This window comes from Erwinia sp. JH02 (genome assembly GCF_013074405.1).
GTDB lineage: Bacteria > Pseudomonadota > Gammaproteobacteria > Enterobacterales > Enterobacteriaceae > Erwinia > Erwinia rhapontici.
This window is the reverse complement of sequence record NZ_JABANZ010000003.1, coordinates 635,907-657,923: the sequence shown is the minus strand read 5'-3', so window position 1 is coordinate 657,923 and position 22,017 is coordinate 635,907. Positions and strand designations below refer to the sequence as shown.

At 54.8% G+C, this 22,017-nt stretch carries 19 protein-coding genes; 6 read left to right on the top strand and 13 right to left on the bottom strand.

Features of this window, described 5'->3' with window-relative positions; genetic code table 11:
• Positions 1-195 precede the first annotated feature (195 nt).
• Positions 196-1,134, bottom strand: coding sequence for a 2-hydroxyacid dehydrogenase (locus HHI26_RS12020; protein ID WP_159336352.1), 939 nt, complete (start codon positions 1,132-1,134; stop codon positions 196-198).
• A gap of 111 nt (positions 1,135-1,245) precedes the next feature.
• The gene (locus HHI26_RS12015) at positions 1,246-1,758 is read right to left on the bottom strand and encodes an SRPBCC domain-containing protein (RefSeq protein WP_133841577.1); all 513 of its coding nucleotides are present in this window, start codon (positions 1,756-1,758) and stop codon (positions 1,246-1,248) included.
• A 123-nt stretch (positions 1,759-1,881) separates the two neighbouring features.
• Here HHI26_RS12015 and HHI26_RS12010 point away from each other — a divergent pair, with 123 nt between their 5' ends.
• Positions 1,882-2,781 (top strand): LysR family transcriptional regulator, encoded by a 900-nt coding sequence (locus tag HHI26_RS12010; protein ID WP_171149145.1) that lies wholly within the window; start codon positions 1,882-1,884, stop codon positions 2,779-2,781.
• Between the two features lie 87 nt (positions 2,782-2,868).
• On the top strand, positions 2,869-3,969 hold the full coding sequence (locus tag HHI26_RS12005) for an NADH:flavin oxidoreductase/NADH oxidase (protein WP_171149144.1): 1,101 nt from the start codon (positions 2,869-2,871) through the stop codon (positions 3,967-3,969).
• A gap of 64 nt (positions 3,970-4,033) precedes the next feature.
• Here the strand turns inward: HHI26_RS12005 and HHI26_RS12000 are convergent, their stop codons facing one another.
• From HHI26_RS12000 to HHI26_RS11980, 5 genes are all read right to left on the bottom strand, one after another.
• Complete coding sequence (locus tag HHI26_RS12000) at positions 4,034-6,385, bottom strand: TonB-dependent receptor (RefSeq protein ID WP_171149143.1); 2,352 nt, start codon at positions 6,383-6,385, stop codon at positions 4,034-4,036.
• Between the two features lie 272 nt (positions 6,386-6,657).
• A complete protein-coding gene (locus HHI26_RS11995) occupies positions 6,658-7,185 on the bottom strand; it encodes a PadR family transcriptional regulator (protein ID WP_242462119.1) in 528 nt (175 codons plus the stop codon).
• A gap of 1 nt (position 7,186) precedes the next feature.
• Positions 7,187-7,990, bottom strand: a complete 804-nt coding sequence (locus HHI26_RS11990; RefSeq protein WP_171149142.1) for a siderophore-interacting protein — start codon at positions 7,988-7,990, stop codon at positions 7,187-7,189.
• A gap of 112 nt (positions 7,991-8,102) precedes the next feature.
• Positions 8,103-9,533: an EmmdR/YeeO family multidrug/toxin efflux MATE transporter gene (locus tag HHI26_RS11985; RefSeq protein ID WP_133841573.1), complete on the bottom strand. Its 1,431-nt coding sequence runs from the start codon at positions 9,531-9,533 to the stop codon at positions 8,103-8,105.
• Between the two features lie 135 nt (positions 9,534-9,668).
• Positions 9,669-10,565 carry a Kdo hydroxylase family protein gene (locus HHI26_RS11980; RefSeq protein WP_159336348.1) on the bottom strand — a complete coding sequence of 299 codons (897 nt, stop codon included), beginning with the start codon at positions 10,563-10,565 and terminating at the stop codon, positions 9,669-9,671.
• Positions 10,566-10,740: 175 nt separating this feature from the next.
• Here HHI26_RS11980 and HHI26_RS11975 point away from each other — a divergent pair, with 175 nt between their 5' ends.
• Entirely contained in the window at positions 10,741-11,814 is a 1,074-nt protein-coding gene (locus HHI26_RS11975; protein ID WP_133841571.1) for a LacI family DNA-binding transcriptional regulator, read from the top strand.
• Between the two features lie 56 nt (positions 11,815-11,870).
• On the opposite strand, the gene HHI26_RS11970 is transcribed toward HHI26_RS11975, so the two are convergent.
• The 4 genes from HHI26_RS11970 to dacD form a co-directional block, all read right to left on the bottom strand.
• Positions 11,871-12,188: a DUF496 family protein gene (locus HHI26_RS11970; protein ID WP_133841570.1), complete on the bottom strand. Its 318-nt coding sequence runs from the start codon at positions 12,186-12,188 to the stop codon at positions 11,871-11,873.
• A gap of 161 nt (positions 12,189-12,349) precedes the next feature.
• On the bottom strand, positions 12,350-13,408 hold the full coding sequence (locus HHI26_RS11965) for an FUSC family protein (RefSeq protein ID WP_159336346.1): 1,059 nt from the start codon (positions 13,406-13,408) through the stop codon (positions 12,350-12,352).
• Between the two features lie 213 nt (positions 13,409-13,621).
• A complete protein-coding gene (sbmC, locus tag HHI26_RS11960) occupies positions 13,622-14,092 on the bottom strand; it encodes a DNA gyrase inhibitor SbmC (protein WP_133841568.1) in 471 nt (156 codons plus the stop codon).
• A gap of 155 nt (positions 14,093-14,247) precedes the next feature.
• Positions 14,248-15,393, bottom strand: coding sequence for a serine-type D-Ala-D-Ala carboxypeptidase DacD (dacD, locus tag HHI26_RS11955; protein ID WP_159336695.1), 1,146 nt, complete (start codon positions 15,391-15,393; stop codon positions 14,248-14,250).
• A 315-nt stretch (positions 15,394-15,708) separates the two neighbouring features.
• On the opposite strand from dacD, the gene sbcB reads away from it, so the two are divergent.
• Positions 15,709-17,136 carry an exodeoxyribonuclease I gene (gene sbcB / locus HHI26_RS11950; RefSeq protein WP_171149155.1) on the top strand — a complete coding sequence of 476 codons (1,428 nt, stop codon included), beginning with the start codon at positions 15,709-15,711 and terminating at the stop codon, positions 17,134-17,136.
• A 61-nt stretch (positions 17,137-17,197) separates the two neighbouring features.
• On the opposite strand, the gene HHI26_RS11945 is transcribed toward sbcB, so the two are convergent.
• Both HHI26_RS11945 and HHI26_RS11940 read right to left on the bottom strand, forming a co-directional pair.
• Positions 17,198-18,565 carry an APC family permease gene (locus tag HHI26_RS11945; RefSeq protein ID WP_133841564.1) on the bottom strand — a complete coding sequence of 456 codons (1,368 nt, stop codon included), beginning with the start codon at positions 18,563-18,565 and terminating at the stop codon, positions 17,198-17,200.
• 470 nt (positions 18,566-19,035) lie between these two features.
• Entirely contained in the window at positions 19,036-20,451 is a 1,416-nt protein-coding gene (locus HHI26_RS11940; protein ID WP_167863655.1) for a glutamine synthetase family protein, read from the bottom strand.
• Between the two features lie 221 nt (positions 20,452-20,672).
• On the opposite strand from HHI26_RS11940, the gene puuD reads away from it, so the two are divergent.
• Together puuD and puuR are read left to right on the top strand one after the other, a co-directional pair.
• Complete coding sequence (puuD, locus tag HHI26_RS11935) at positions 20,673-21,437, top strand: gamma-glutamyl-gamma-aminobutyrate hydrolase (RefSeq protein ID WP_133841561.1); 765 nt, start codon at positions 20,673-20,675, stop codon at positions 21,435-21,437.
• Positions 21,434-21,991 carry an HTH-type transcriptional regulator PuuR gene (gene puuR, locus HHI26_RS11930; protein WP_171149141.1) on the top strand — a complete coding sequence of 186 codons (558 nt, stop codon included), beginning with the start codon at positions 21,434-21,436 and terminating at the stop codon, positions 21,989-21,991. Before puuD ends, puuR begins: the two co-directional genes overlap by 4 nt.
• Positions 21,992-22,017: the final 26 nt, after the last annotated feature.

Here is a 22,017-nt window from a genome sequence, read left to right as displayed (position 1 = left end):
CCAGTTTGAGGTAAGCCGGACGTCACGCGACAGGACGTCGCGTGCCGAGGCCCGCAGGGATGCGTCTTTTGCCGATCCGGCGTGCTCAAACTGGCCTCAGACCGGAAGCCAAACTATCCGCGATAAAAAATGCCTGGGGATCCCTCAGAGGTCGACCACTACAAATAATCGCTGACTTATTTTGTGGGGATATTTCTACTCCACGGGCGTGACCGCCCCCTTCCCTGCAAACCATCCCGCCAGATTATCCACCACATTTTGTGCCATCGCCTGACGCGTCTCGACCGTTGCACTGGCAATATGCGGCATCAGAACCGTGTTGGTCAGCGCCGCAAAACGTGTATCAATCGTCGGTTCATTGTCAAACACATCCAGTCCCGCCCCGCGAATGGCATGATTTTGCAGTGCTTCGATCAGATCATCCTCATTCACTACCGCCCCACGGGCAACGTTAATCAAAATGCCCTCTTTCCCCAGCGCGCTGAGGATATCCGCATCCACCATCTTGCGATTACGTTCATCTCCCGGCACGGCCAGCACCAGGAAATCACTGAACTGCGCCAGCTGATGCAAATCGCCAAAACGCTGCCATCCTGGCTCACTGCTCTGGCGACTGTTGCAGTAACCGACCTGCATATCAAAGCCCGCACAGCGCCGGGCAATAGCGGCACCAATCTTACCCAGCCCCATAATCCCCACGCGTTTACCGCACAGCTTATAACCCAACTGCGGCGGGCGTTCCTGCCAGGCCCCGCTGCGCAGAAACGCATCCTGCGCCACGATCTGTCGTGACACACCAAGCATCAGCGCCAGTGCCAGATCCGCCACGTCATCCGTCAGAATGCCGGAGGTGATGGTCACCGTGATATCGCGATCGCGGGCAGCCGACAGATCGATACCATCGGTGCCAACACCAAAAACAGCGATCAGTTCCAACGCAGGCAGCGCAGCCATCAAATCAGCCGCCAATCCGACATCTCCCCGGGTGGCAACCGCTTTGATCTTGCCTGCATGTTCCTCAAGAAAGGCAGCCACGTCCGTCTGTTCATACAGACGATGACAGTGATAGTGCTGGTGCAGAACCTCGCTCAGTTCCGGCATCAGTGGCTGAATAATCAGAATGTCCTGTTTCATTGCGGGTACCTTTATTATTAACGTCAGGGTAAGAGGAAAAACACGTTAATAACCTGGCAGAGTTTCGCTATCCCTCCAGCAACATTCTACTTATTACCTGATAAGGTGAACTTATTGCTGCGCGGTGCGGGCTGCTGCAATCATGCCGTCCAGCCACGCCTGATGACCATTGATCATCGGATTGGGGCGGGCAGACGCCAGATCGCGGGCAGGTTTACCGTTCTGTGTTTCCTGCGTCAGCAAGCGGACGCGGCCGCCCGGCAGCGCTTCAATCAGCCAGGCATGATGCACATCCAGGCGGCTTTCGCTGTCGTCACCGCACCAGCCATGCCAGGCAATGCGTCCTGCGCTGCCCGCCAGCGGTGGCTCAAATTCGTTCACTTCGGCCTCGACCAGGAAACCAAAAGTGGTAAAGCGGAAGCGTGCGCCATCCGTCAGTCGTGGGCCAGTGCCATCGTGGAAATGTATATCACTGGCATTGCTGTAGTAATCCGGCCATGCCGCCGTATCGGTCAGCTTGTCCCACAGGGCGGCGACGCTGACCCCGGTGATGACCATTTCATTGGAGGCAAAGTTATCGCTAAAACCGGGAATATAGCCTTGTGGCCAGTTAATGCTGTTCATCGGGAGTGCCTTCATTAAGATTGAATTCACCGCTATGCTGCACCGGCCTGAGACATAAAACCAATCGTCATTTTTTATTTAAGATATTCTATATTCTAATATCTTAATCAGTGAGTCTGCACCATGGCCGATCTCCGAACCCTTGATCTTAACCTGCTGAAAACCCTGGATGCCCTGCTGGATGAATGCAGTGTGACACGCGCTGCTCAGCGTCTGGCCCTGACGCAACCCGCCGTCAGTGGCATGCTGACCCGGCTGCGCGAATGTTTTAACGACCCGCTGTTTATCCGTAACCGTCACGGCATTACGCCGACTCTGCGTGCGCTGGAGCTGGCCGCTCCGGTGAAGCAAATCCTGGCTGAAGTCAGCCTGCTCCTGCAACCGAAGGTCTTCGATGCTGCCCGTGCGCAGATGTCGCTGCGGATTGCCGCCACCGATTACGCGCTCAGTGCCGTAGTGGTGCCGTTTATTATGGCGCTGCGCCAGCAGGCACCGGGAGTGCGGGTCAGCGTGCAGCCGGTGGTCAACGAACAGCTGGCCGCACAGATGGCACAAGGAGAGGTGGATATGGCGCTGGTCACGCCAGAGACCACCCCACCTGACCTGCATGCCCACCCGCTGTTTGAGGAGCAGTATGTTTGCCTGTTGCGCACCGGGCATCCGGATGCAGCATCGGGTGCGCTCTCACTTGACCGCTTCTGCGCACTCGACCATGCACTGGTGTCACACAGCGGCACACAGTTTCGTGGTGTGACCGACGAGGCGCTGGCCACATTGGGTCGCGAGCGTCGGGTGACGCTGGCAGTGAACAGTTTTCTGGTACTGCCTGAGATCCTGCGCAGCAGCGATCTGATAGCCGTTGTACCGCAGCGACTGGCGCAGCATACCCACGGTTTGATCCAGCTCGCGCCGCCTTTGACGATCGTCGGGTTCAGTAAAAGCGTGGTCTGGCATGAACGCAGCCATCGCGATCCCGGGCATCGCTGGCTGCGTACACTGTTGTTAAAGATGCTAACCCACTGATACAGCACTCACAGCTTATCGTCCGCCGTATCACGTGCCTTAGTGTGGCGCACTGTTTCCCGTATTTTCTCACTTTACAGGTTGATTATGTCTGCACTGTTTACTCCTTTCACACTGAAAGACGTCACGTTACGTAACCGCATCGCCATCCCACCCATGTGTCAGTACAGCGCCGAAGAGGGCCTGACCACTGACTGGCATCAGGTGCACTACCCGGCGCTGGCGCGCGGTGGTGCCGGGCTGGTCATTGTCGAAGCCACGGCGGTGTCACCGGAAGGCCGGATCACTCCGGCATGTACCGGGCTGTGGAATGATCAGCAGGCTGAAGGAATGGCAAAAATTGCCGCATCGATTAAAGCCGCCGGGGCCGTGCCGGGTATTCAGATCGGCCATGCCGGACGTAAAGCCAGCGCCAACCGTCCGTGGGAAGGTGATGATCATATCGCCGCCGGGGACAGTCGTGGCTGGGCAACCCTCGCTCCGTCTGCAGTCGCCTTTGGGCACCATCTCCCACAGGTGCCGAAGGCCATGACGCTGGATGATATTACCCGGGTGAAAAGCGATTTTGTCGCGGCCGCACGTCGTGCACGGGATGCCGGTTTTGAATGGCTGGAGCTGCACTTCGCGCACGGCTATCTGGCCCAGAGCTTCTTCTCAGTCCACGCTAACCAGCGTAACGACCAGTACGGCGGAGACTTCGCCGGGCGCAGCCGCTTCCTGCTGGAAACCCTGGCCGCTGTTCGCGAAGTATGGCCAGAAAATCTGCCGCTGACGGCACGTTTTGGCGTGATCGAATATGACGGACGTGATGAGCAGACGCTGGCGGAATCGATTGAACTGACGCGACTGATGCGTGATGGCGGTCTGGATCTGCTGAATGTCAGCGTGGGCTTCACGATTGCTGAAACCGAGATCCCGTGGGGATCGGCCTTCCTGGCGCCGGTGGCCGAACGCGTGCGTCGTGAAGCCGCTTTACCGGTGGCATCGTCCTGGGGCATTGAAGCGCCGGACGTGGCTGAGCGGGTGATTGCCGAACAGCAGATGGATCTGGTGATGATTGGTCGTGCGCACCTCGCCAACCCGCATTATCCGTACTATCTGGCGAAGAAATTGAACGTTGAGCGCCCATCCTGGGTACTGCCTGCGCCTTACGCGCACTGGCTGGAACGCTATCGTTTAGGCGAGTAACCGCTCAATAAAAACGGCGCAGCCTGATGAGGCTGCGCCGTTTTTTTATGCCTCAATCGCTTTATCAGAAATCAACATTGACACCCAACTGGAAGGTACGGCCCGGCATGACGGCCAGCGCCTGCTCATACGCATCCTGTGTGCTGGTGCTTGTCAGCTGACGGCTGCTGAGGTAATCCCAGTATTTGCGGTCAGTCAGGTTATAGATGCCCCCGCTTAACTTCATGTTTTTCGCCACACGCCAGTACGCCGTCATATCCACCATGCCGTAACCCGGGATGCGGGTGTAGTCATCGCTGCCACTGGCCAGCGCGGTCCCGGTGTTGCTATAGCTTTCACGGCTGGTGGACTCGGCTTTTTTGCCTTTCACAAAGGTCGCGGTGACCGCCGCACCATAACGCTGTGCAGGATCATCCCAGGCCATACCCACTACCGCTTTCATCGGTGCCACGCTGTCGAGATCAACATAGCTGTCGCCGCTGTAGCTGGACTTCGATTTCCCTTCGCTGTAGCCCACAGCCAGAGTTGTACTCAGGCCATTGAGCGCGTTAAACCAGGTGCCGACGTTCACTTTGGTACTCATCTCACCGCCCCAGATATAGGCTTTATCACGGTTCTCAGCCTGATAAACGGTGTAAATATTTGACGGTACGTTGGTGAATTTTTCCGGATTACCCGATCGGGTGTAGCGGGTATTGGCGATAAAGTTCTTATAAGAGTTATAGAACATCGCCGCGCTGAAGTTGACGCCTTCAGTCACGTCGCCCTTCAGGCCCCACTCGACGTTGTTACTGGTTTCGGTTTCCAGATCGGTATTACCGATCAGCGCATACTGCGCCGTACCGGCATAGGACGATCCGAGGTTCCACGAACCATAAAGCTGACTGGCGTTCGGGAACTGCGCGCCGCGCTTGTACTGCACGTAAGTCAGCAGTGACGGCGTTAACTCATACTGTAAGGTCAGCGACGGCAGAACCTGGCTATCGCTGTTGGCTTTGCCGTACAGCGTTTCCAGCTCTGACTCCGTCAGCACCGTACTGCCCGTGGTCAGGCTACTGAGGTTCTGCGGCCTGGTGTTTTGATAAGCCAGACGCACCGCCGGGATCACGGCGAACTTGCTGCCCTCCACGTCGAAATTGATTTTGTCCTGGAGATATCCGCCGAGAATATAGGTACGGCTGTCGGCCTGCGGCTGCATGATCACGCTGTAGACACTGGGGGCCGGAGACTGACGGAACGGACGTTCGCTGTCAGTCATACGTGCATTCAGCCCGGCGCTGAGATCGTGACGGCCCAGCGTTTTCGTGGCGCGGGTATCCAGCCCCCATGTTTCAACGTTGTAGTCGGAATAGACAATGCTCTGGCTGCTGGTTGATGGTATCAGGCTGGTGTCATGCGCTTCCGTATGCTGATAATCCAGGCGCGTGGTCAGGCTGTCGACCCACCCATTATCCGGCGTGTACTCGTCACCCAGAGCAATCCCCCAGCGGCGCGTATCGCTCTGCTGTTGGGTGTCGCCAATGATGCTGTCGTTTGACCAGGTATCGTAATGGGTATGGTTGGTTTTATGATAGTCATCCAGCGTGGCGGTGAACTTGTGTTTATCGTTTGGCTGCCAGATCCCCGACATCATCACCGCCGTCGAATGCCAGTTTGCCGGGTAAGCATCGACTGTCCCGCTGTTATTGCGGGTTTCCTGCCCATCACGGCGGCTGATCACCACCACACCGCGCAGGGTACTGTCTCCTGCCGCAGCGGTGATGCCATTGTGCCAGCCACGGTTAGAGGAGTCGTAATCACTCTGGTAACCAAAGTAGCTCTCTTTATCCGGACGCAGATAATCATCCGCACTTTTATTACGGAAAGAAACCGTACCGCCAATACTGGTATTTGACTGCTCAACGGCAGAGGCACCTGCCTGAATATCAACACGGCCATACATATAAGGATCAATATAGTCGCGACCAATACCGAAGGTATTTAATCCGGCACGGCTGACGTAACTGCGACCTGTGGCATCTGGCAACGGACTACCGTCAACATCAAGACCGACACGGTTACTTTCCAGCCCGCGAATATTGAAACCGGTATAACCGCTGCGGTCAAAACCGCTTTTACCGGCGCTGGACCCTCCACTGACGCCGGTGGCGCTGATCAATGGCTGATAGCGCATCACCGAACCAAAATCGGTGGTCCCATTTCTCTGCATCTGCTCAACCGTGACGCTGGTTTTACTGCCCGCCTGCAATGGCACCCGTGGTGAAATGACGGTCATTTCACCCTGAGTATCCGTGCTATTGTCTGAAGGTGCCGTGGTGGTCTGTGCGAAGCTACAGGCACAATGGATGGCCGTAGCCAGCACCGCCCATTTCATCGCGGGCGCGGTGATCCCCTGGAATGTTGAATATGTGAGCATTAGATAACCCTTACTATGTTATTAGTATTTGCTCACGGGTTGCTTCAATAGAAAAAATGCAGGCCTTGTTCACCAGGCTCCGCTAATTGTTATTATTTTAAAAGCGAGAGATAGTAGGTTGGATAAAATATTTAATCAAGAAGTTATCGAGGTGAATAAGACGTTTATATTCTGCGTTAAATATTAACGCAGAATAGTGTTAAGACAGGAAATTAAATAAAGAAGTCTTTGCGCAATACTTTCACTCTCTACACAATTCACTCACAATTATTCTAACTACGTTCAATCTTTTTCGCTGCATCATCCAGCGCATCAATAATCGCGAACAGCGACTGCTGCGAGATCCCGTCCTGCGACAGGCGAACATTGAGCGCCGTTTTCATATTATGGATGGCACGTTCCACATCCGGCAGACTGCGGTTGTTCACCAGCACTGCCAGCGTGGACAGTCGCTGAATGATGCTGACCAGTGCCGCAGCGTGCTGCTGCAACTGCTCGGTCCCTTTCTCTTCCAGACGATAGGCTTTACGTGTCGCCTGACCATCCACTACCGCGATGCACTCCATCTCCTCCAGCAGCTGGAGATTGGGGTAAATAATGCCCGGACTGGGGCTGTACTCCCCTTTCGACAGCTCCTCAACGGCTTTGATTAACTCATAACCATGCGCGGCGTTGTGGCTGAGGAAATGCAGCAGAAGCAGCCGGATATCGCTGGCATCGAGTATTTTTTCCCGACGTTTTCTGCGGTGGCCGGCACGTGCTGCGCCATCGGGATGCCACACGGGCGGCTCCGTTTTCACGTTACTTCTGATGCCAGTAAGCAACGGCGCGCACGAAGGTCGCGTCACAGCCACGCTGTTCGATAAAGTAATCACTCAGCTTTTTCACAAACTCCGCTTCGCCGGTCAGCCAGATAAAGTAATCCTCTGTAGGAAGCTGAATGCCGTTGAATGTCTCAATCAGTGCAGCCAGATTCTCTGTTTTCATGGCACCGCTGCCGACCCAGGTTGCATCCACGCCGTTCAGACCGTCCAGATAGGTCTGCCCGACGACCTCATCCACATAGGCGAACAGACTGAGCCGCTGACCGCGAAGGGTTTCCTTACGGCGTTTAAATGCTGGCAACCCGCTTTCATCGCAGACATACAGCTGGAAGGCATAGTCTTCCGGCACCACCAGAGAACCACGCGGCCCGCCAATCGCTAAGGCATCACCGGGCTGTGCCTGGGCGGCCCAGTCACTGGCCACGCCGCCGTCATGAATATAGAAATCGAGGGTCAGCGTTTTGGCTACGCCATCAAAGAACAGCGGTGTGTAGTCGCGGGAAACGGGCCGTGCGCCCTCTTTCCACACCACGCCGTCTTCGGTCACTTCCGGTAGATGTAGCGTACCGCTGCTGGCATCGGGGAAAAAAACTTTGATGTGGTCATCGAAGCCCGGAGAGATAAAGCCCGCGAGATCTTCACCGCTAAATTCGATACGCCAGAAACTGTCGGCCACGTTGGTTTTCGCGGTGACCGTCAGCTGGCGGAAACGCAGTTCATTACGTACGCGCTGTGGCGCACGGTTTGCTTTAGGAGAGTCAGTCAACGTGCTTGTCCTCATTAGGATATGAAATCAGGAATCATTCTCATTCGAGGTAAAATATATCTATGATATATCTTAAGCGCAACATAGACTGACCTCATAATGCGTAAAAAAAGAGGCAATTTGTGCGCTATTGTTGCTCTGGCTGTGGGCGATACTTCCACAACCAGCGGCCGCTGTTCATTCGATGGTAGAAGAACCCCCCACGGATCATCCAGTCCAGCACCATGCCCAGCCAGATCCCCACGACGCCGAAGCCCAGCACAATGCCCAGCAGGTATCCAGCCACGATACGTCCGCCCCACATGCTCAACAGAGACACCCACATGGTGTAACGCGCATCGCGTGCCCCTTTCAATCCCGCGGGCAGCACCCATGATGCCGCCCAGAACGGCATAAACGCCGCATTGAGCCAGACCAGCATTTTCACCACATGGATAACTTCCGGGTCCTGGGTGTAAAACTGTGCCAGCAGCCCGGCAAAAGGCACCGTCAGCAGCGCCAGCAGGCACAGACCAATACTCGACAGCCCGAAAATAAAGCGCAGCAGGCGCTCCGGCTGGCCCAGTTGACCACGCCCCAGACGGGTACCGACAATGATGGTCGACGCGGAGCCAAGCGCATTACCTGGCAGGTTAATCAGTGACACAATGGAGAAGGCGATAAAGTTACCGGCGATGACATCGGTCCCCATTCCGGCGACAAAAATCTGGGTTAACAGCTTGCCGCCGTTAAACAGCACCGATTCAATGCTGGCCGGAACGCCAATGCCGAGCACTTCGCGCAGAATACTCATATTCAGACGGGTGAAATAGCTTCTTAGTGAAATTTTCAACGCCGGAACAAAACCTATCACCAGCACGTAAATCACCGCTGCCGCACCGATATAGCGCGAGATCGTCAGTCCCAGACCGGCCCCGACAAACCCCAGCCCATGCCAAGAGAAACAGCCGTAGATCAGTACACTACTGATGATGATATTGAGGATGTTCATCCCGCCGTTGATCAACATCGGGATTTTGGTGTTTCCGGCACCACGTAACGCCCCGCAGCCAATCAGGGCGATGGCTGCCGCCGGGTAACTCCAGGCGGTGACTTGCAGGTAGGAGAGCGCCAACGCTTTGACTTCCGGCTCTGCTTTACCCGCAATCAGATCGATGATCTGCGGGCCAACAAACTCGATCGCCAGCGCCAGCAGAACGGCAAAAATCGTCATGATGATCAGCGACTGACGCGCGGCGGCCACCGCTCGTTCCCGGTTCAGCTTACCGAGGCTGAACGCCACCACCACCGTTGTGCCGAGGTCGATAGCGGCGAAAAAGGAGATCACGACAATATTAAAACTGTCGGCCAGCCCGACCCCGGCCATCGCCTCTTTGCCCAGCCAGCTGACCAGGAAAGTACTCAGCACCCCCATCAGCAAGACGCATAAATTCTCAAAAAAGATCGGCACCGCTAACGGGGTGATTTCACGCCAGAAGAGTACGCGGAAGGAACGTCTTTTAGGATACCAGTCCGTACGTTGTATCGCTTGCTGCAATGAAACACGAAGGTTTTGCAAGATTGTTCCCGCTTTTCTCTGGGAAAGAAATATACGCTAACCAGATGATGGTAAAAGACATGACATTATGCAAAGTCTTTTTATGTTTCAAATTGCAGAAACAAAGAGATGCCTGCATGAGGCATCTCTTTAACGTTACAACAGCGGTTGCTGCAACAGTTTTTCCAGTACCGACAGCGGCGCATTTTGCGGATTTTTCATCCCGGAAATCGGCAGTAAAAAGGTCTGCTCCAGCATAAACTGGCCGCTCATTGCCGCGTGGGGCGTCTGGTCAGCAAAACAGACCCAACTGCTGCCCGGCGGCAGCGTCAGCGCTACCTGTGGCCCCTGCTCCTGATAATGCCTGTCCGCTTTCATCGCATCATGCAGTCTGAGCATCATATGGTCGTATCCGGTGCGTCGGGATTTGGTCATGCCCAGGCGATGCTGTAGCCAGCTTCCCAGCGGGGAATACCCTTTCAAATGTGACATAAATCGCTGTGCCAGCACCGGAAAAGGTTCGCCCACACGCCACTCACGGCTTTCACCGTGCGGATTAATATTGGTGAACATACGCAAAATACGCTCGCCCTGGATGGGACGTGAAGGGAACGCATCCACATGCAGGCGACTGTCATCTTTACGCCAGGAACTGGCATCACGCCAGGCGGTGACCGGATGCAGGCGCAGAGTATTTGACGGGGAGTGCACCGCGTGGCGGTACTCCGGCAGCAGCGCGTCGAGCAGTTGCAGGCAATGCTGATAATAGCGCGACAGTAACGCGGTCACCTCAGGAGCTTTATCCTGCTGCGCAATGCCCCGCACCTGACTTTTTTGCGGATTAAAGCTGATATTTTTACGTTTGGGGTCCACCAGCGCTGGCGTCAATAAAGCCAGCTCTTCCGGCAGCAGCGTAAAGGTCAGGTGAGGCATAAACAGGACATTGCCCTGCTCAAGTGACTCGAGAGCATTGCTATCGTGCTGTGGTTGATTCCAGCCGGTCAGCGGAAGTGTGTGGATCACCCGATCCCGGGATAACGTGTGTTCAGACATGTTATATCCTTATTGTCTGTCAAAAATGAGGTCAGTTCGGCGACCATTATATTCTGCGACATCAATTTTAATTAAACACGGGCTAAACCATAAGGCAGTGTGAAAGGAGGGTGCAGAGCGAAAGATGCGGCTGCGTTTTATTGCTACACTGCGGATTCAAAAACAGGAGTGAACTATGAGAGCCCGTTCCGTAACGCTGGAAGACGTCGCCAGTGCTGCCGGTGTGTCTTATCAGACCGTCTCCCGGGTGCTGAATCATTCGAGCCAGGTGGCAGAGCAGACCCGTATGCGGGTGGAAGCGGCGATGCAGGCGCTGAATTATGTGCCTAACCGGGTGGCGCAGCAGCTGGCGGGGAAAAATACCCGTACACTCGGCCTTGCCACCAGCGATCTCGCGCTGCTGGCACCGGCACAGATTGCCTCGGCGATCCAGCAGCGTACCAGCCAGCTGGGTTATCATCTGGTGATCGCGATGGCGGGCAGCGGCGGCGCGCAGCAGGCGGTCAGCGATCTGTTATCCCAGCGAGTCGATGCGCTGCTTATCAATGTGCCGCTTGAGGCGCAGGCCGCGCAACAGATTGAACGCATGGCAGCCTCCCTGCCCTGCCTGTTCTTAGATGTGGCGGAAGATGCCGATGTTGCCGCCTGCACCTTCAGCGCGCATACCGGTGCACGTCAGGGTGCAGAACATCTGCTGCAACTGGGGCACCGCCATATTGCCCTGCTTAACGGCCCGGCAGATTCGGTCGCGGCACGCGCACGCCGCGCGGTCTGGATTGAGGTATTGCAAGAGCATCAGCTGGCACCCTGCAACCAGTTAGAGGGCGACTGGAGTGCTCAATCAGGATTTAAGGCTGTGATGCAACTGGCCGGGCAGGAGATGCCCTCTGCTCTGTTGGTCGCTAACGATCAGATGGCACTGGGCGCAATGCAGGCACTGCATCAGATGGGCGTAGCTGTGCCCGCAGAGATGTCGGTGGTCGGTTATGATGATACGGCAGACAGTGCCTGGTATCAGCCACCGTTAACCACGGTGCGTCAGGATATGCGTCAGTTGGGCGAACACAGCGTACAGTGGCTGACCCGCCAACTGGAGCAGCCCGGCAGTGAAACAGGATTACCCCCGTTTGCAACGTCCCTCGTGGTGCGAGCCAGCACTGCTGCCCCCCGTTACGCGCAGCGTACGCCTCATCCGGTGGCAGAGGAGTTACGCCGTCTGGCACAACAGTTGGATAATGACGTACCATAAAAAAAGCCGGGCATCTCTGCCCGGCTCACTCTATTCACTGATGTCACCACAGGCTATTACGCTTTTGGTTCGCCCAGTGATTTCAATTTTTTCGACAGATCGCGACGTTCTTTCGACAGGTCGGCATTTTTGATGATGTAGTCATCAACGCGATCTTCGTAGTCGCTACGCATGCTGGCGATAATTTCCTGAATGGCTTCGACGCTCATCCCTGGCTTGATGTACTCACCGAGGTTATCGAGCAACAGCACACGCTTCTGGTTATCACGGATTTTCTTTTCATTATCGTGAATTTCACGTTGCAGCTTGTTCTTACGACGGAACATACGCACGAACTCCAGTACGTCCTGAAATGATTGCTTTGCATTTTCCATGAAGACACCTTTCATTTGGGCCTGTGCAAACAGGCATCATTGTCGTGGCTATCAGCTTAACGGCGGGCCGCTGCCGATGGCAATTTTAAACTTACAGAACTGCGCTGTCCCCATCTTACCCTGAACCGAGTCAGCTCGCAGTAAGTTGTTGCTGAATCATTCTATTTTCGCAACGCGAGTCGGATAAGTTCGGTCAGTCTTTCCAACTGACTGGCCATTTCCAGACTGAGCCAGACATAACCGTGAATAGGCGTTTCCACCAGTTCGTCGCTGTCTGACTCGGCAATCAGCTGCCGCAGTTCCCGGGTGATTTCCGCCAGCTCTTCGCTGTTGGCGGCAATTTTCCCGGTATCCCCTTCGACAATCACCTTTGACAGTGCGCGCAGGGTATTTTCGGTCATTTGCTGGGTACGCCGCAGCGCCGGCGCGTTGAGCATAATCAGATGACTCTGACGGGAAGCCCACCAGGCATTGAGCTGGAGTTCCAGCGTGCAAACCAGATTACGGTTCAGCGTCTGGATACCTTCAAACACCGAACGCGGCGTACGTGTTTCCTTGCTGGAGGGTTCGATCAACGCACGCATTTTAATCACGTTAGTTAACAGACGCTGTAACGGGCGTGACAGACGCGGCTTCTCGACGAGGTTGGAGGAAAAGCCAGCGTGATACACCCGCGCGGTCTCCAGCAGCAAATCGGAAAGCTGAATGCGCCAGTGAGTATAGGCTTTCTGCGGATAGATACTGGTAAACAGTAGCGCCAGCAGCGAACCGAGGATCACATCGCCCCCACGCCACAGCGCGGTGGTCATATCGCCCGGAATGCCGCCACAGATCACGGCCAGAGTGATGCCGATCAGCAACGCCATATAAGGGTGCTTACCCAGCGTCAGAAAACCACTGATAAACATCACCGCCGCACACCACACCAGCATGACCGGCATAGAGATCAGTTCCAGTTTGAGCGCAATCAACCCGGAGATTGAACCAAAGATGGTACCGCCAATACGCTGAACCGCACGGGGGAAGACGTTGCCCCACGAGGAGATCGGCCCCATCACCACCACCAGCGTGATAAGCGGCCAGCTGCCTTCCGGGATCTCCATTATGCGCACCAGCAGGAACGTCAGGATAAATGCCAGAGCGATACGCACACCGTGGACGATGCGGTAATTACGGTACAGGCTGAACTCAAAGGCCGACAGCGGCTTGTCCGGTCGCAAAGGTAGCTCCGAAAGAAGAAAGAATCAGCGGGACATCATACCTGAAGCAGGCTCAGGTAACAGGCGAACGAGGGATGTTTTCCCCCGTTTTTTCGCTCATTTCACTGCATTAAGCAGCAGAAAACACTGAGATTACCGCACTGATACAACCCGTTAATCGGCCATTTTCTTCTTGCGGATGTCATTCACATTTCGACAACAAAACAGAGTGTGCTAAAGGCTGCGTTTAACCAGCGGAACGCAGATCAGGAACTCCCAAATACCGCTTTGCGATCCGTCATTCAGATAGTGATCAAAACAGGGCCCTTCTGCACGCTGATAGCCACTGTTCGGCAACCACTCGTCGTAAAAGGCCAGCCAGGGGGTTGAAAAATCGCCGTCGTTGACGGTGACTTTCGCCACGCCATAGGTGCCACCGGGAAGAGAACGCAGTTCAACCCCTTCACTGCCCAGCGGCAAAACGTAGCCATCAGGCACACTGATACCGGTATCAATACGCAACTGTTCGGGGGGGACGATCTCGGGGTTATCGTAATAGATCGCCAGCCAGTCTCCTGCCAACTGATGACGTTCCACCCATTCGCTCAAACGGGCAAAGCCTTGCGGCGCGGTGTCCTGCCAGGGACCGACCAGACGAAAGGCGGCTACATTTTTCGCCTCAAGATGCTTAATCTCGACCTGCATGGTTCTCTCCTCAATGAATTAACCACTGTATAAATAACCATTAAGATAGATTTTTACCAGGCATCTTTCGTTGAAGAGAAATGATTTGTGAGGCGCTGCACAGAGTGGAGGGATGGCCGGGTCATGTTTTTATGCCCGGCCCGCGCAGAGTGAGATTATAACTTCTGTTTGATGTAGTCGCTGATGCGGGTGATAAGCCCCGCCTGCTCAATCGGTTGCAACGCCACCAGCGGGTAGCTGGCCAGCGTTTTGTCCCCTTCGACCAGTTGGATAGTGCCCACCTGTTCATGCAGTTTAATCGGGGCTTCCAGGTCTTTGCGGTCAATCACATACCGGGCTTTCACTTTCTGCACTTGATCACGCGGCAGTGCCAGGAATACATCTTTCTCGCTGCCCAGAGAAACGCGGTGCGGGTTACCGTACCAGACGTTTTCATGGCCAATCTCTTTGCCGGCGTGGAACAGCTGGATGGTATCGAACTGGCTCTGGCCCCAGGTCAGCAGTTTACGCGCCTGCTCTTCCCGCCCTTTAGAACTTTTTCCGCCCATGATCACGGCAATCAGGCGGCGCTGCCCGTCAACACTGGAGGCGATAATATTGAAGCCCGCGCTTTCGGTATGACCGGTTTTCAGCCCATCAACATGCAGTGTTTTATCCCACAGCAGGCCGTTGCGGTTCTGCTGAGTAATGCCATTCCAGGTGAGCGATTTCTCACTGTACATCTGGTAGAAGTCCTGCTCACCGCTAATGATGGCGCGCGATAGCGTGGCCAGATCGCGTGCCGTGGTGAACTGCCCTGGTGCATCCAGTCCATGCACAGTTTCAAAGTGGGTATTGCTCAGCCCCAGTTTATCCACGTACTGATTCATCATGGTGACGAAATTCGCCTGACTGCCGGCCACATAGTCAGCCAGTGCAACACAGGCATCGTTACCGGAATCAATAATCACACCCCGGCTGAGGTCGCGTACTGAGATTTTCTCCCCCGGTTTAATGAACATCAGTGACGATCCTTTAAATACCGGGTTACCGGCTCCCCAGGCATCGTTACCCACGGTCACCATGTCGTCACGGGTGATGCGCTTTTTATCAATGGCGCGATCCACCACATAGCCGGTCATCAGCTTGGTGAGGCTGGCCGGGTTGCGGCGTTCGTCCGGATTCCCGGAAGTGAGGATTTGTCCGGTGGTGGCATCCATCAGCACCCAGGAGGCGGCATCAATCGCCGGAGCGGTCATCGGGAATGCCAGTGCATCCCCGGCAGGCTGGCCTTCGGCACAGACGGCGGTACTCAGGGCCATAACCACACAGAAACTTGCAAGCTGATGCTTTTTCAACGCTCAATCCTCAACATAGACACAATAAAAAACTGCGCATGTTGTACGGGATCCGTGATGTCTTTGCGTGACTAAATTGCAAGAAAATATGAATAAATCAGGGAATTAAAAATATACTCTGTGAAAAGCCGATTTGCACAGCGGCAATGGACGCCCTGCCACTTCATGCCTGTCTGGATATGGTTTACTATGGGACATAAGCCAATGCGGGAAGGTTCACATCAAGGATCAGGCACTGCGTTTTTAGAAAGTTAACAAACAGAAGTGGACAGCGAAACAGTGAAAGACAAAGCCAACCAACCCACCTTCCTTTTCCACGATTACGAAACCTTCGGTAAAAGCCCCTCGCTGGACCGCCCTGCGCAGTTTGCGGGCATCCGTACCGATATGGATTTCAACATCCTGGGCGAGCCCGAGGTATTTTACTGTCAGCCTGCGGATGACTATCTGCCACAGCCGGAAGCCGTGATGATCACCGGCATCACGCCGCAAATTGCGCGTGCTCGCGGTGTCAGTGAAGCGGAATTTACCCGCCGTATTCATCAGTTGTTCAGCGAACCCAACACCTGTGTGGTGGGCTATAACAATGTGCGCTTTGACGATGAGGTCAGCCGCAATCTGTTCTATCGCAACTTTTACGATCCCTACGCCTGGAGCTGGCAGTACGGCAACAGCCGCTGGGACCTGCTGGATGTGATGCGTGCCTGCTATGCCTTGCGCCCGGAAGGCATCGAATGGCCTGAAAACGAGGACGGCTTCCCCAGCTTCCGCCTTGAACACCTGACCAAAGCCAACGGTGTTGCCCATGAAAACGCCCACGATGCGATGTCGGATGTTTATGCCACCATTGCGATGGCAAAACGGGTCAAGGAGAAGCAGCCACGCCTGTATGACTTCCTGTTCAGCCACCGTAATAAGCAAAAAATCAGCGCGCTGGTTGATATTCCGCAGATGAAACCCCTGGTGCATATTTCCGGCATGTTTGGCGCGGCTCGCGGTAACACCAGCTGGATTGCCCCGCTGGCCTGGCATCCCGATAATCGCAATGCCCTGATCACCTGCGATCTGGGCGGTGATATGACCCCCCTACTCACCCTGAGCGCCGATGAACTGCGTGAGCGGTTGTATACCCCGCGCAGTGAGCTGGGTGATGCCGCCCCGGTACCGCTGAAGCTGGTTCATATTAACAAGTGCCCGGTAGTTGCCCCGGCGAATACCCTTCGTCCGGAAGATGCGGAACGCATTGGGATTGACCGTCAGCGCTGCCTGGATAATCTCACCCTGCTGCGTCAACACCCTGAGGTACGCGAGAAAGTAGTAGCGCTGTATGCCGATGCCGAACCGTTCAAAGCCTCCAAAGATGTGGATGCCCAGATTTATAACGGCTTCTTTAGCGATGCCGACCGCAATGCGATGAATATTATTCGTCAGACCGTGCCGGAGAATCTTCCGGCGCTGGATTTAGCATTCAATGATGCACGCATTGAGAAGTTACTGTTCCGCTATCGCGCACGTAACTTCCCCGGCACGCTGGATGATGCCGAGCAGAAACGCTGGCTGCAGCATCGTCGCGAAGTGCTGCATCCTGAGCGGGTGCAGAATTATATTCAGGAACTGGAAATGTTGTTTAATCAGTACGAAGGGGAACAGGCGAAGCTGGATCAGCTGAAAGCGCTGTTTGAGTACGCGCGGGAGCTGGTGTCCTGATATGAAAAGGGCGGACCCAACAGCGGCCCGCCCTCACAGAGAATGATGCACCCACGAGGGTTTACATCAAATCTTCACTGCACTGTGGCACCGGATTACGGAAGCTGCGGGTGACAAAGGCCAGATACAGCAGACCAATCGCGGCCCAGACCAGGCCCAGCACCATGGAGCTCTCTTCCAGATTCACCCACAGTGCACCCACTGTCAGTGCACCCATCAGCGGCAGCACAAGGAACTTGAAGTTATCTTTCAAGGTCTTGTTACGCTTCTCACGGATCCAGAACTGAGAAATCACCGACAGGTTAACGAAGGTAAACGCCACCAGCGCACCAAAGTTAATCAGCGCCGTTGCCGTCACCAGATCGAAGGTGATTGAGGAGAGTGCGATCACCCCGACCAGCAGCACGTTCAGTGCTGGCGTACGCCATTTCGGATGGATATAACCGAAGAAACGTACCGGGAATACCCCATCACGGCCCATCACATACATCAGACGTGACACGCCCGCATGCGCCGCCATACCAGAAGCCAGTACCGTCACGCAGGAGAAGATCAGGATACCGAACTGGAAGGCTTTACCTGCCACATACAGCATAATTTCCGGCTGTGATGCGTCCGGATCTTTAAAGCGCGAGATATCCGGGAAATACAACTGCAGGAAATAGGACACCACAATAAAGATGACGCCGCCAATCAGTGCGGTGAGGAAGATCGCTTTCGGGATAACGCGCTCTGCATCTTTGGTCTCTTCCGACAGTGAACTGATACCGTCAAAACCAAGGAAGGAGAAACAGAGTATCGTCGCGCCAGTGATCATCGGCACCACATTGGCATTTTCTGACCAGAACGGTTTGCTGCTGACCAGCGTGCCTGCGCCTTCACCGTGCGCCACACCCCAGACAACCATCGCCATGATCGCCACCATCACCACTACCTGCAGCACAACAATTACACTGTTAAAGTTGGCAACGGTTTTAATACCTTTGAGGTTGGAGAGAGTCATAAAGCCCACCAGCAAGATCACAAAGATCCACGATGGAATGCCAGGGACCAGTGCTTCCCAGTATATTTTCGCCAGCAGGATATTGATCATCGGCATAAACAGATAATCAAGTAGCGAAGACCAGCCGACCATAAAGCCGACGTGCGGGCTGATCGCTTTCTGCGCATAGGTATAGGCCGATCCCGCAGACGGGAAACGACGAACCAACTGGCCGTAGCTCAGTGCGGTAAACAGAATAGCAATCAGCGCAAAGGCGTACGCGGTCGCGACGTGGCCATCTGTCAGGCCAGAAACAATGCCAAACGTATCAAATAAAGTCATTGGCTGCATATAAGCCAGACCCATCATCACAACAGGCAGTAACGTCAGCGTTTTTTTCAGTTTTGCACGCGGCTGGGCGGCTGAATTGAGCGTATCAAACGACATGATTTAGCCTCCCCACAGCATCAACCGTTCTGGGTTGAACCACAGGGGAGCTATGCATCGTGCGATAGCTTTTCGAAAGAGGATACTGGGAAGAACAGGCAGGCGTGAAGGTATCACCTGCTGTGGCGCCGTAGTCATCGCGCTGACGGATCCCAGCAGACGCTGGAGTAAGATGGTGAAGCCCCATGTTTGTTTCCTCAATAAAACACGTCAAAGTGTATTTAAAAGCGAATATCTATCCGGTTCTGGACCGGCCTCTTTAAAATGCGAAAGTTGTGTTGCCTGCTGACCGACAGATAAAAAAATACCGCCGCCAGGAAATTAAGCGTCGGTTTACAGGTATCATTTTGCAGGGCGCACATTCTGCACCAAAGTAAGGCGCAATGACAAGCCCCTAAGAGTTTCAGTTACAATTTATTGAAACAAAGAGAGTAAGCCGGGCGTGACAGTCACACCCGGTACAGGGATTTTCAGGCATTTTTCAGCATCCAGTCAATCTCCGTGGTGGTGATCAACCGTTCAAACTGCATCAGTTCATGGTGCTTACACTGATGCCAGACAAAACCAAAACGCGTGCCCAGTAATGCCTGTATCTGATGGCTTTGCTCAAAGGCATTCAGCGCATCGCTTTGGCGGATCGGCAGCGGGTTCCCTTCCGCTTCGTGTCCGTTACCTTTGACCGCAGGAGGTAAAGGTAATTGATTGTCCAGCCCATGTAATATGCCTGCCAGAATGGCCGCCATCACCAGATAAGGATTAGCGTCCGCCCCGGCGACACGATATTCCACGCGATGGTTTTGCTGATCGCCACAGGGGATGCGCAGGGCCACGGTGCGGTTGTTATGGCCCCACGATGCCTGAAGCGGAACGAACGCCTCCGGCAGAAAACGGCGATAAGCGTTCACATTTGGGGCCAGCAGCGCCATTGATGCAGGCATCAGGTCAATCATGCCCGCCAGCGCGCGCTTCAGCAGCGGCGAATCGCTGCCATCGTCATTGGCAAAAGCATTATGATCGGCCGCATCCAGCATGCTGATATGCACGTGCATGCCACTGCCCGCATAGGCCTCGTAAGGTTTTGCCATAAAGGTGGCATTCATCCCGTGCTGCTCGGCAACCTGGCGCACCAGGCGTTTTAGCTGTACAGCATGATCGCAGGCATTGAGCACATGGCGGGTGTGATGCAAGTTGATTTCAAACTGCCCCGGTGACGCTTCCGCCAGCGCACCGTCAGCCGGTATCCCTTGTAAATGCGCCAGGGAATCGATATCACCCAGTACCGCTGAGAAATGGTCAAGATTATCGACAGAATAGACCTGGCTCTGCATGCTGCGTTCGTCGCTGCCCGGCGCACACGGTGGCTGAATATCGCCTTCCGCATCACGCTGCTTGTCGACCAGATAGAACTCCAGCTCTACCGCTACCACCGGAAACAAACCTCGATTGCGCAGTCGCTGCCAGAGGTGATTGAGTACGTTTCGGGGTTCAACGTCAAAGGGAGTGCCATCTTGATTACACATAGTCAGCAGAACCTGTGCCAGATGGTGCGGGTCCGCCGCAGAGGGGGTTAAGGTGCCTTCAACCGGCATGCAAAGGTTATCGGGTTCGCCCAGCGCCTGGCCGAGTCCAGCCTCTTCAACGGTATTGCCCAGAATATCCATGGCGAAGACCGATGCCGGGAAGTAGCAACCCTTATCAAGTTTTGTCAGACTGGCGATGGGGATACGTTTACCGCGAAACACCCCATTTAAATCATTAAGAAGAATATCGGCATACTGCGTTTCAGGATGGCGTTCCAGATAAGCTTTCACTTCATTCTGGAACGCGCTGGTTCGTTTTTCTTCACTGTGCCGCGTGAAGTCTTCAACTTCGACAATATTGGTCATCGCATCACCTTTTCAGGTTGTTGAATACTGCTCAAAATAACAGCCACCCTCTTAACATAGCGCCAACACAAAAAGTGTGCAAATGTAACTATCCGCTTTATATTTGCGCTTATTGCGTTTGAATATTAAGCACCTGATTGCTAGATTGAAAATATATTGCACAGTTTTCGGCCATTTCTGGCTCGAATGGTTGATATATTGACCAGCATGAGGAGGGATTGATGGGCATTATTTTTGACAAGCCGTTGATTGGCGTGGTGATGTGCCAAACCGATATTGGCGGCCACCCGACGCAGATGGTGCATAACAAATACCTCGATGCCATCTTCTCTCAAGGCGGTATCCCGCTCGCCCTGCCCCACGGACTGATGGCCGCTCCTCAGCGGTTAGAGAATGCAATGGCCGTTCTGGATGGCATTCTGCTGACCGGCAGCCCCAGCAATATTGAACCCCACCACTACGGCGAGAGCGGCAAAGAAGTTCTCGCCGATCCCGGCCGCGATACGCTCTCCTTTGCCCTGATCCGCTATGCGCTGGACCACCAGATGCCGTTGCTGGCGATTTGTCGCGGCTTACAGGAGCTGGTGGTGGCCACCGGCGGTACGCTGCACCGTCGGTTACATCAGGTTGAGGGCCTTCAGGAGCATCGTGAGGACGAGGAACTGTCACTGGACCAGCAATATGCCCCGGCGCATGAAGTCTGGGTGGAACCGGGAGGCTTGCTGGCACCGCTGGTGAATCATTGTGAAAAATTTTGGGTCAACTCCCTGCACCAGCAGGGTATTCGTTCGCCGGGTGATGCCTTGCGCATTGAGGCGCGTGCCGGAGACGGGCTGATCGAGGCTGTCAGCCATCGCCAGCACCTGTTTGCCCTGGCGGTGCAGTGGCATCCTGAATGGCACAGCGACAGCTCGGCGCTTTCACGTCAGCTGTTTGAGGGCTTCCTCGCCGCCTGCGTGGCATCAAAAAAGGACGCACAGCAATGAGTGAAATCACGCTGGCGCCCGGACGGCGTTTATCCGAAATCCGGCAACAGATGGGATTGTCCCAGCGTCGCGTGGCGGAGCTTTCCGGGCTGACGCACAGCGCCATCAGTACGATTGAACAGGATAAAGTCAGCCCGGCCGTCAGCACGCTGCAAAAACTTCTCAAGGTATACGGCCTGTCGCTGTCCGAGTTTTTTGCCGAAAAAGTGCAGGATGAACCGCCAAAGGTGGTGATCGATGCCCATGAGCTGATCGATATCGGCAGTCAGGGCGTATCGCTGCGTCTGATCCACAACGGCAATCCTCAGCGTACGCTGGCAATGCTGCTGGAAACCTACGAACCCGGTGCCACCACCGGCGAAAAAATCCGCCATCAGGGAGAAGAGACTGGCACGCTGCTGGAAGGCGAAATCATCCTGACGATCAGCGGCCAGCACTACGCACTTCACGCCGGGCAGAGCTATGTGATCGATACCGGCAAACCGCACAGCTTTACCAATTCATCCACGCGGCCCTGCCGTATTATCAGTGCACATACTCCGGCCACATTCTGACGGCCAGAGGCGATGCTGTTTCCGGT

Coding starts and splice junctions, on each gene's coding strand:
- HHI26_RS12020 (WP_159336352.1), bottom strand. CDS start 1,134: ATGAAACAGGACATTCTGATTATTCAGCCACTGATGCCGGAACTGAGC.
- HHI26_RS12015 (WP_133841577.1), bottom strand. CDS start 1,758: ATGAACAGCATTAACTGGCCACAAGGCTATATTCCCGGTTTTAGCGAT.
- HHI26_RS12010 (WP_171149145.1), top strand. CDS start 1,882: ATGGCCGATCTCCGAACCCTTGATCTTAACCTGCTGAAAACCCTGGAT.
- HHI26_RS12005 (WP_171149144.1), top strand. CDS start 2,869: ATGTCTGCACTGTTTACTCCTTTCACACTGAAAGACGTCACGTTACGT.
- HHI26_RS12000 (WP_171149143.1), bottom strand. CDS start 6,385: ATGCTCACATATTCAACATTCCAGGGGATCACCGCGCCCGCGATGAAA.
- HHI26_RS11990 (WP_171149142.1), bottom strand. CDS start 7,990: ATGAGGACAAGCACGTTGACTGACTCTCCTAAAGCAAACCGTGCGCCA.
- HHI26_RS11980 (WP_159336348.1), bottom strand. CDS start 10,565: ATGTCTGAACACACGTTATCCCGGGATCGGGTGATCCACACACTTCCG.
- HHI26_RS11975 (WP_133841571.1), top strand. CDS start 10,741: ATGAGAGCCCGTTCCGTAACGCTGGAAGACGTCGCCAGTGCTGCCGGT.
- HHI26_RS11970 (WP_133841570.1), bottom strand. CDS start 12,188: ATGGAAAATGCAAAGCAATCATTTCAGGACGTACTGGAGTTCGTGCGT.
- sbmC (WP_133841568.1), bottom strand. CDS start 14,092: ATGCAGGTCGAGATTAAGCATCTTGAGGCGAAAAATGTAGCCGCCTTT.
- dacD (WP_159336695.1), bottom strand. CDS start 15,393: ATGGCCCTGAGTACCGCCGTCTGTGCCGAAGGCCAGCCTGCCGGGGAT.
- HHI26_RS11945 (WP_133841564.1), bottom strand. CDS start 18,565: ATGTCGTTTGATACGCTCAATTCAGCCGCCCAGCCGCGTGCAAAACTG.
- HHI26_RS11940 (WP_167863655.1), bottom strand. CDS start 20,451: ATGACCAATATTGTCGAAGTTGAAGACTTCACGCGGCACAGTGAAGAA.
- puuD (WP_133841561.1), top strand. CDS start 20,673: ATGGGCATTATTTTTGACAAGCCGTTGATTGGCGTGGTGATGTGCCAA.
- puuR (WP_171149141.1), top strand. CDS start 21,434: ATGAGTGAAATCACGCTGGCGCCCGGACGGCGTTTATCCGAAATCCGG.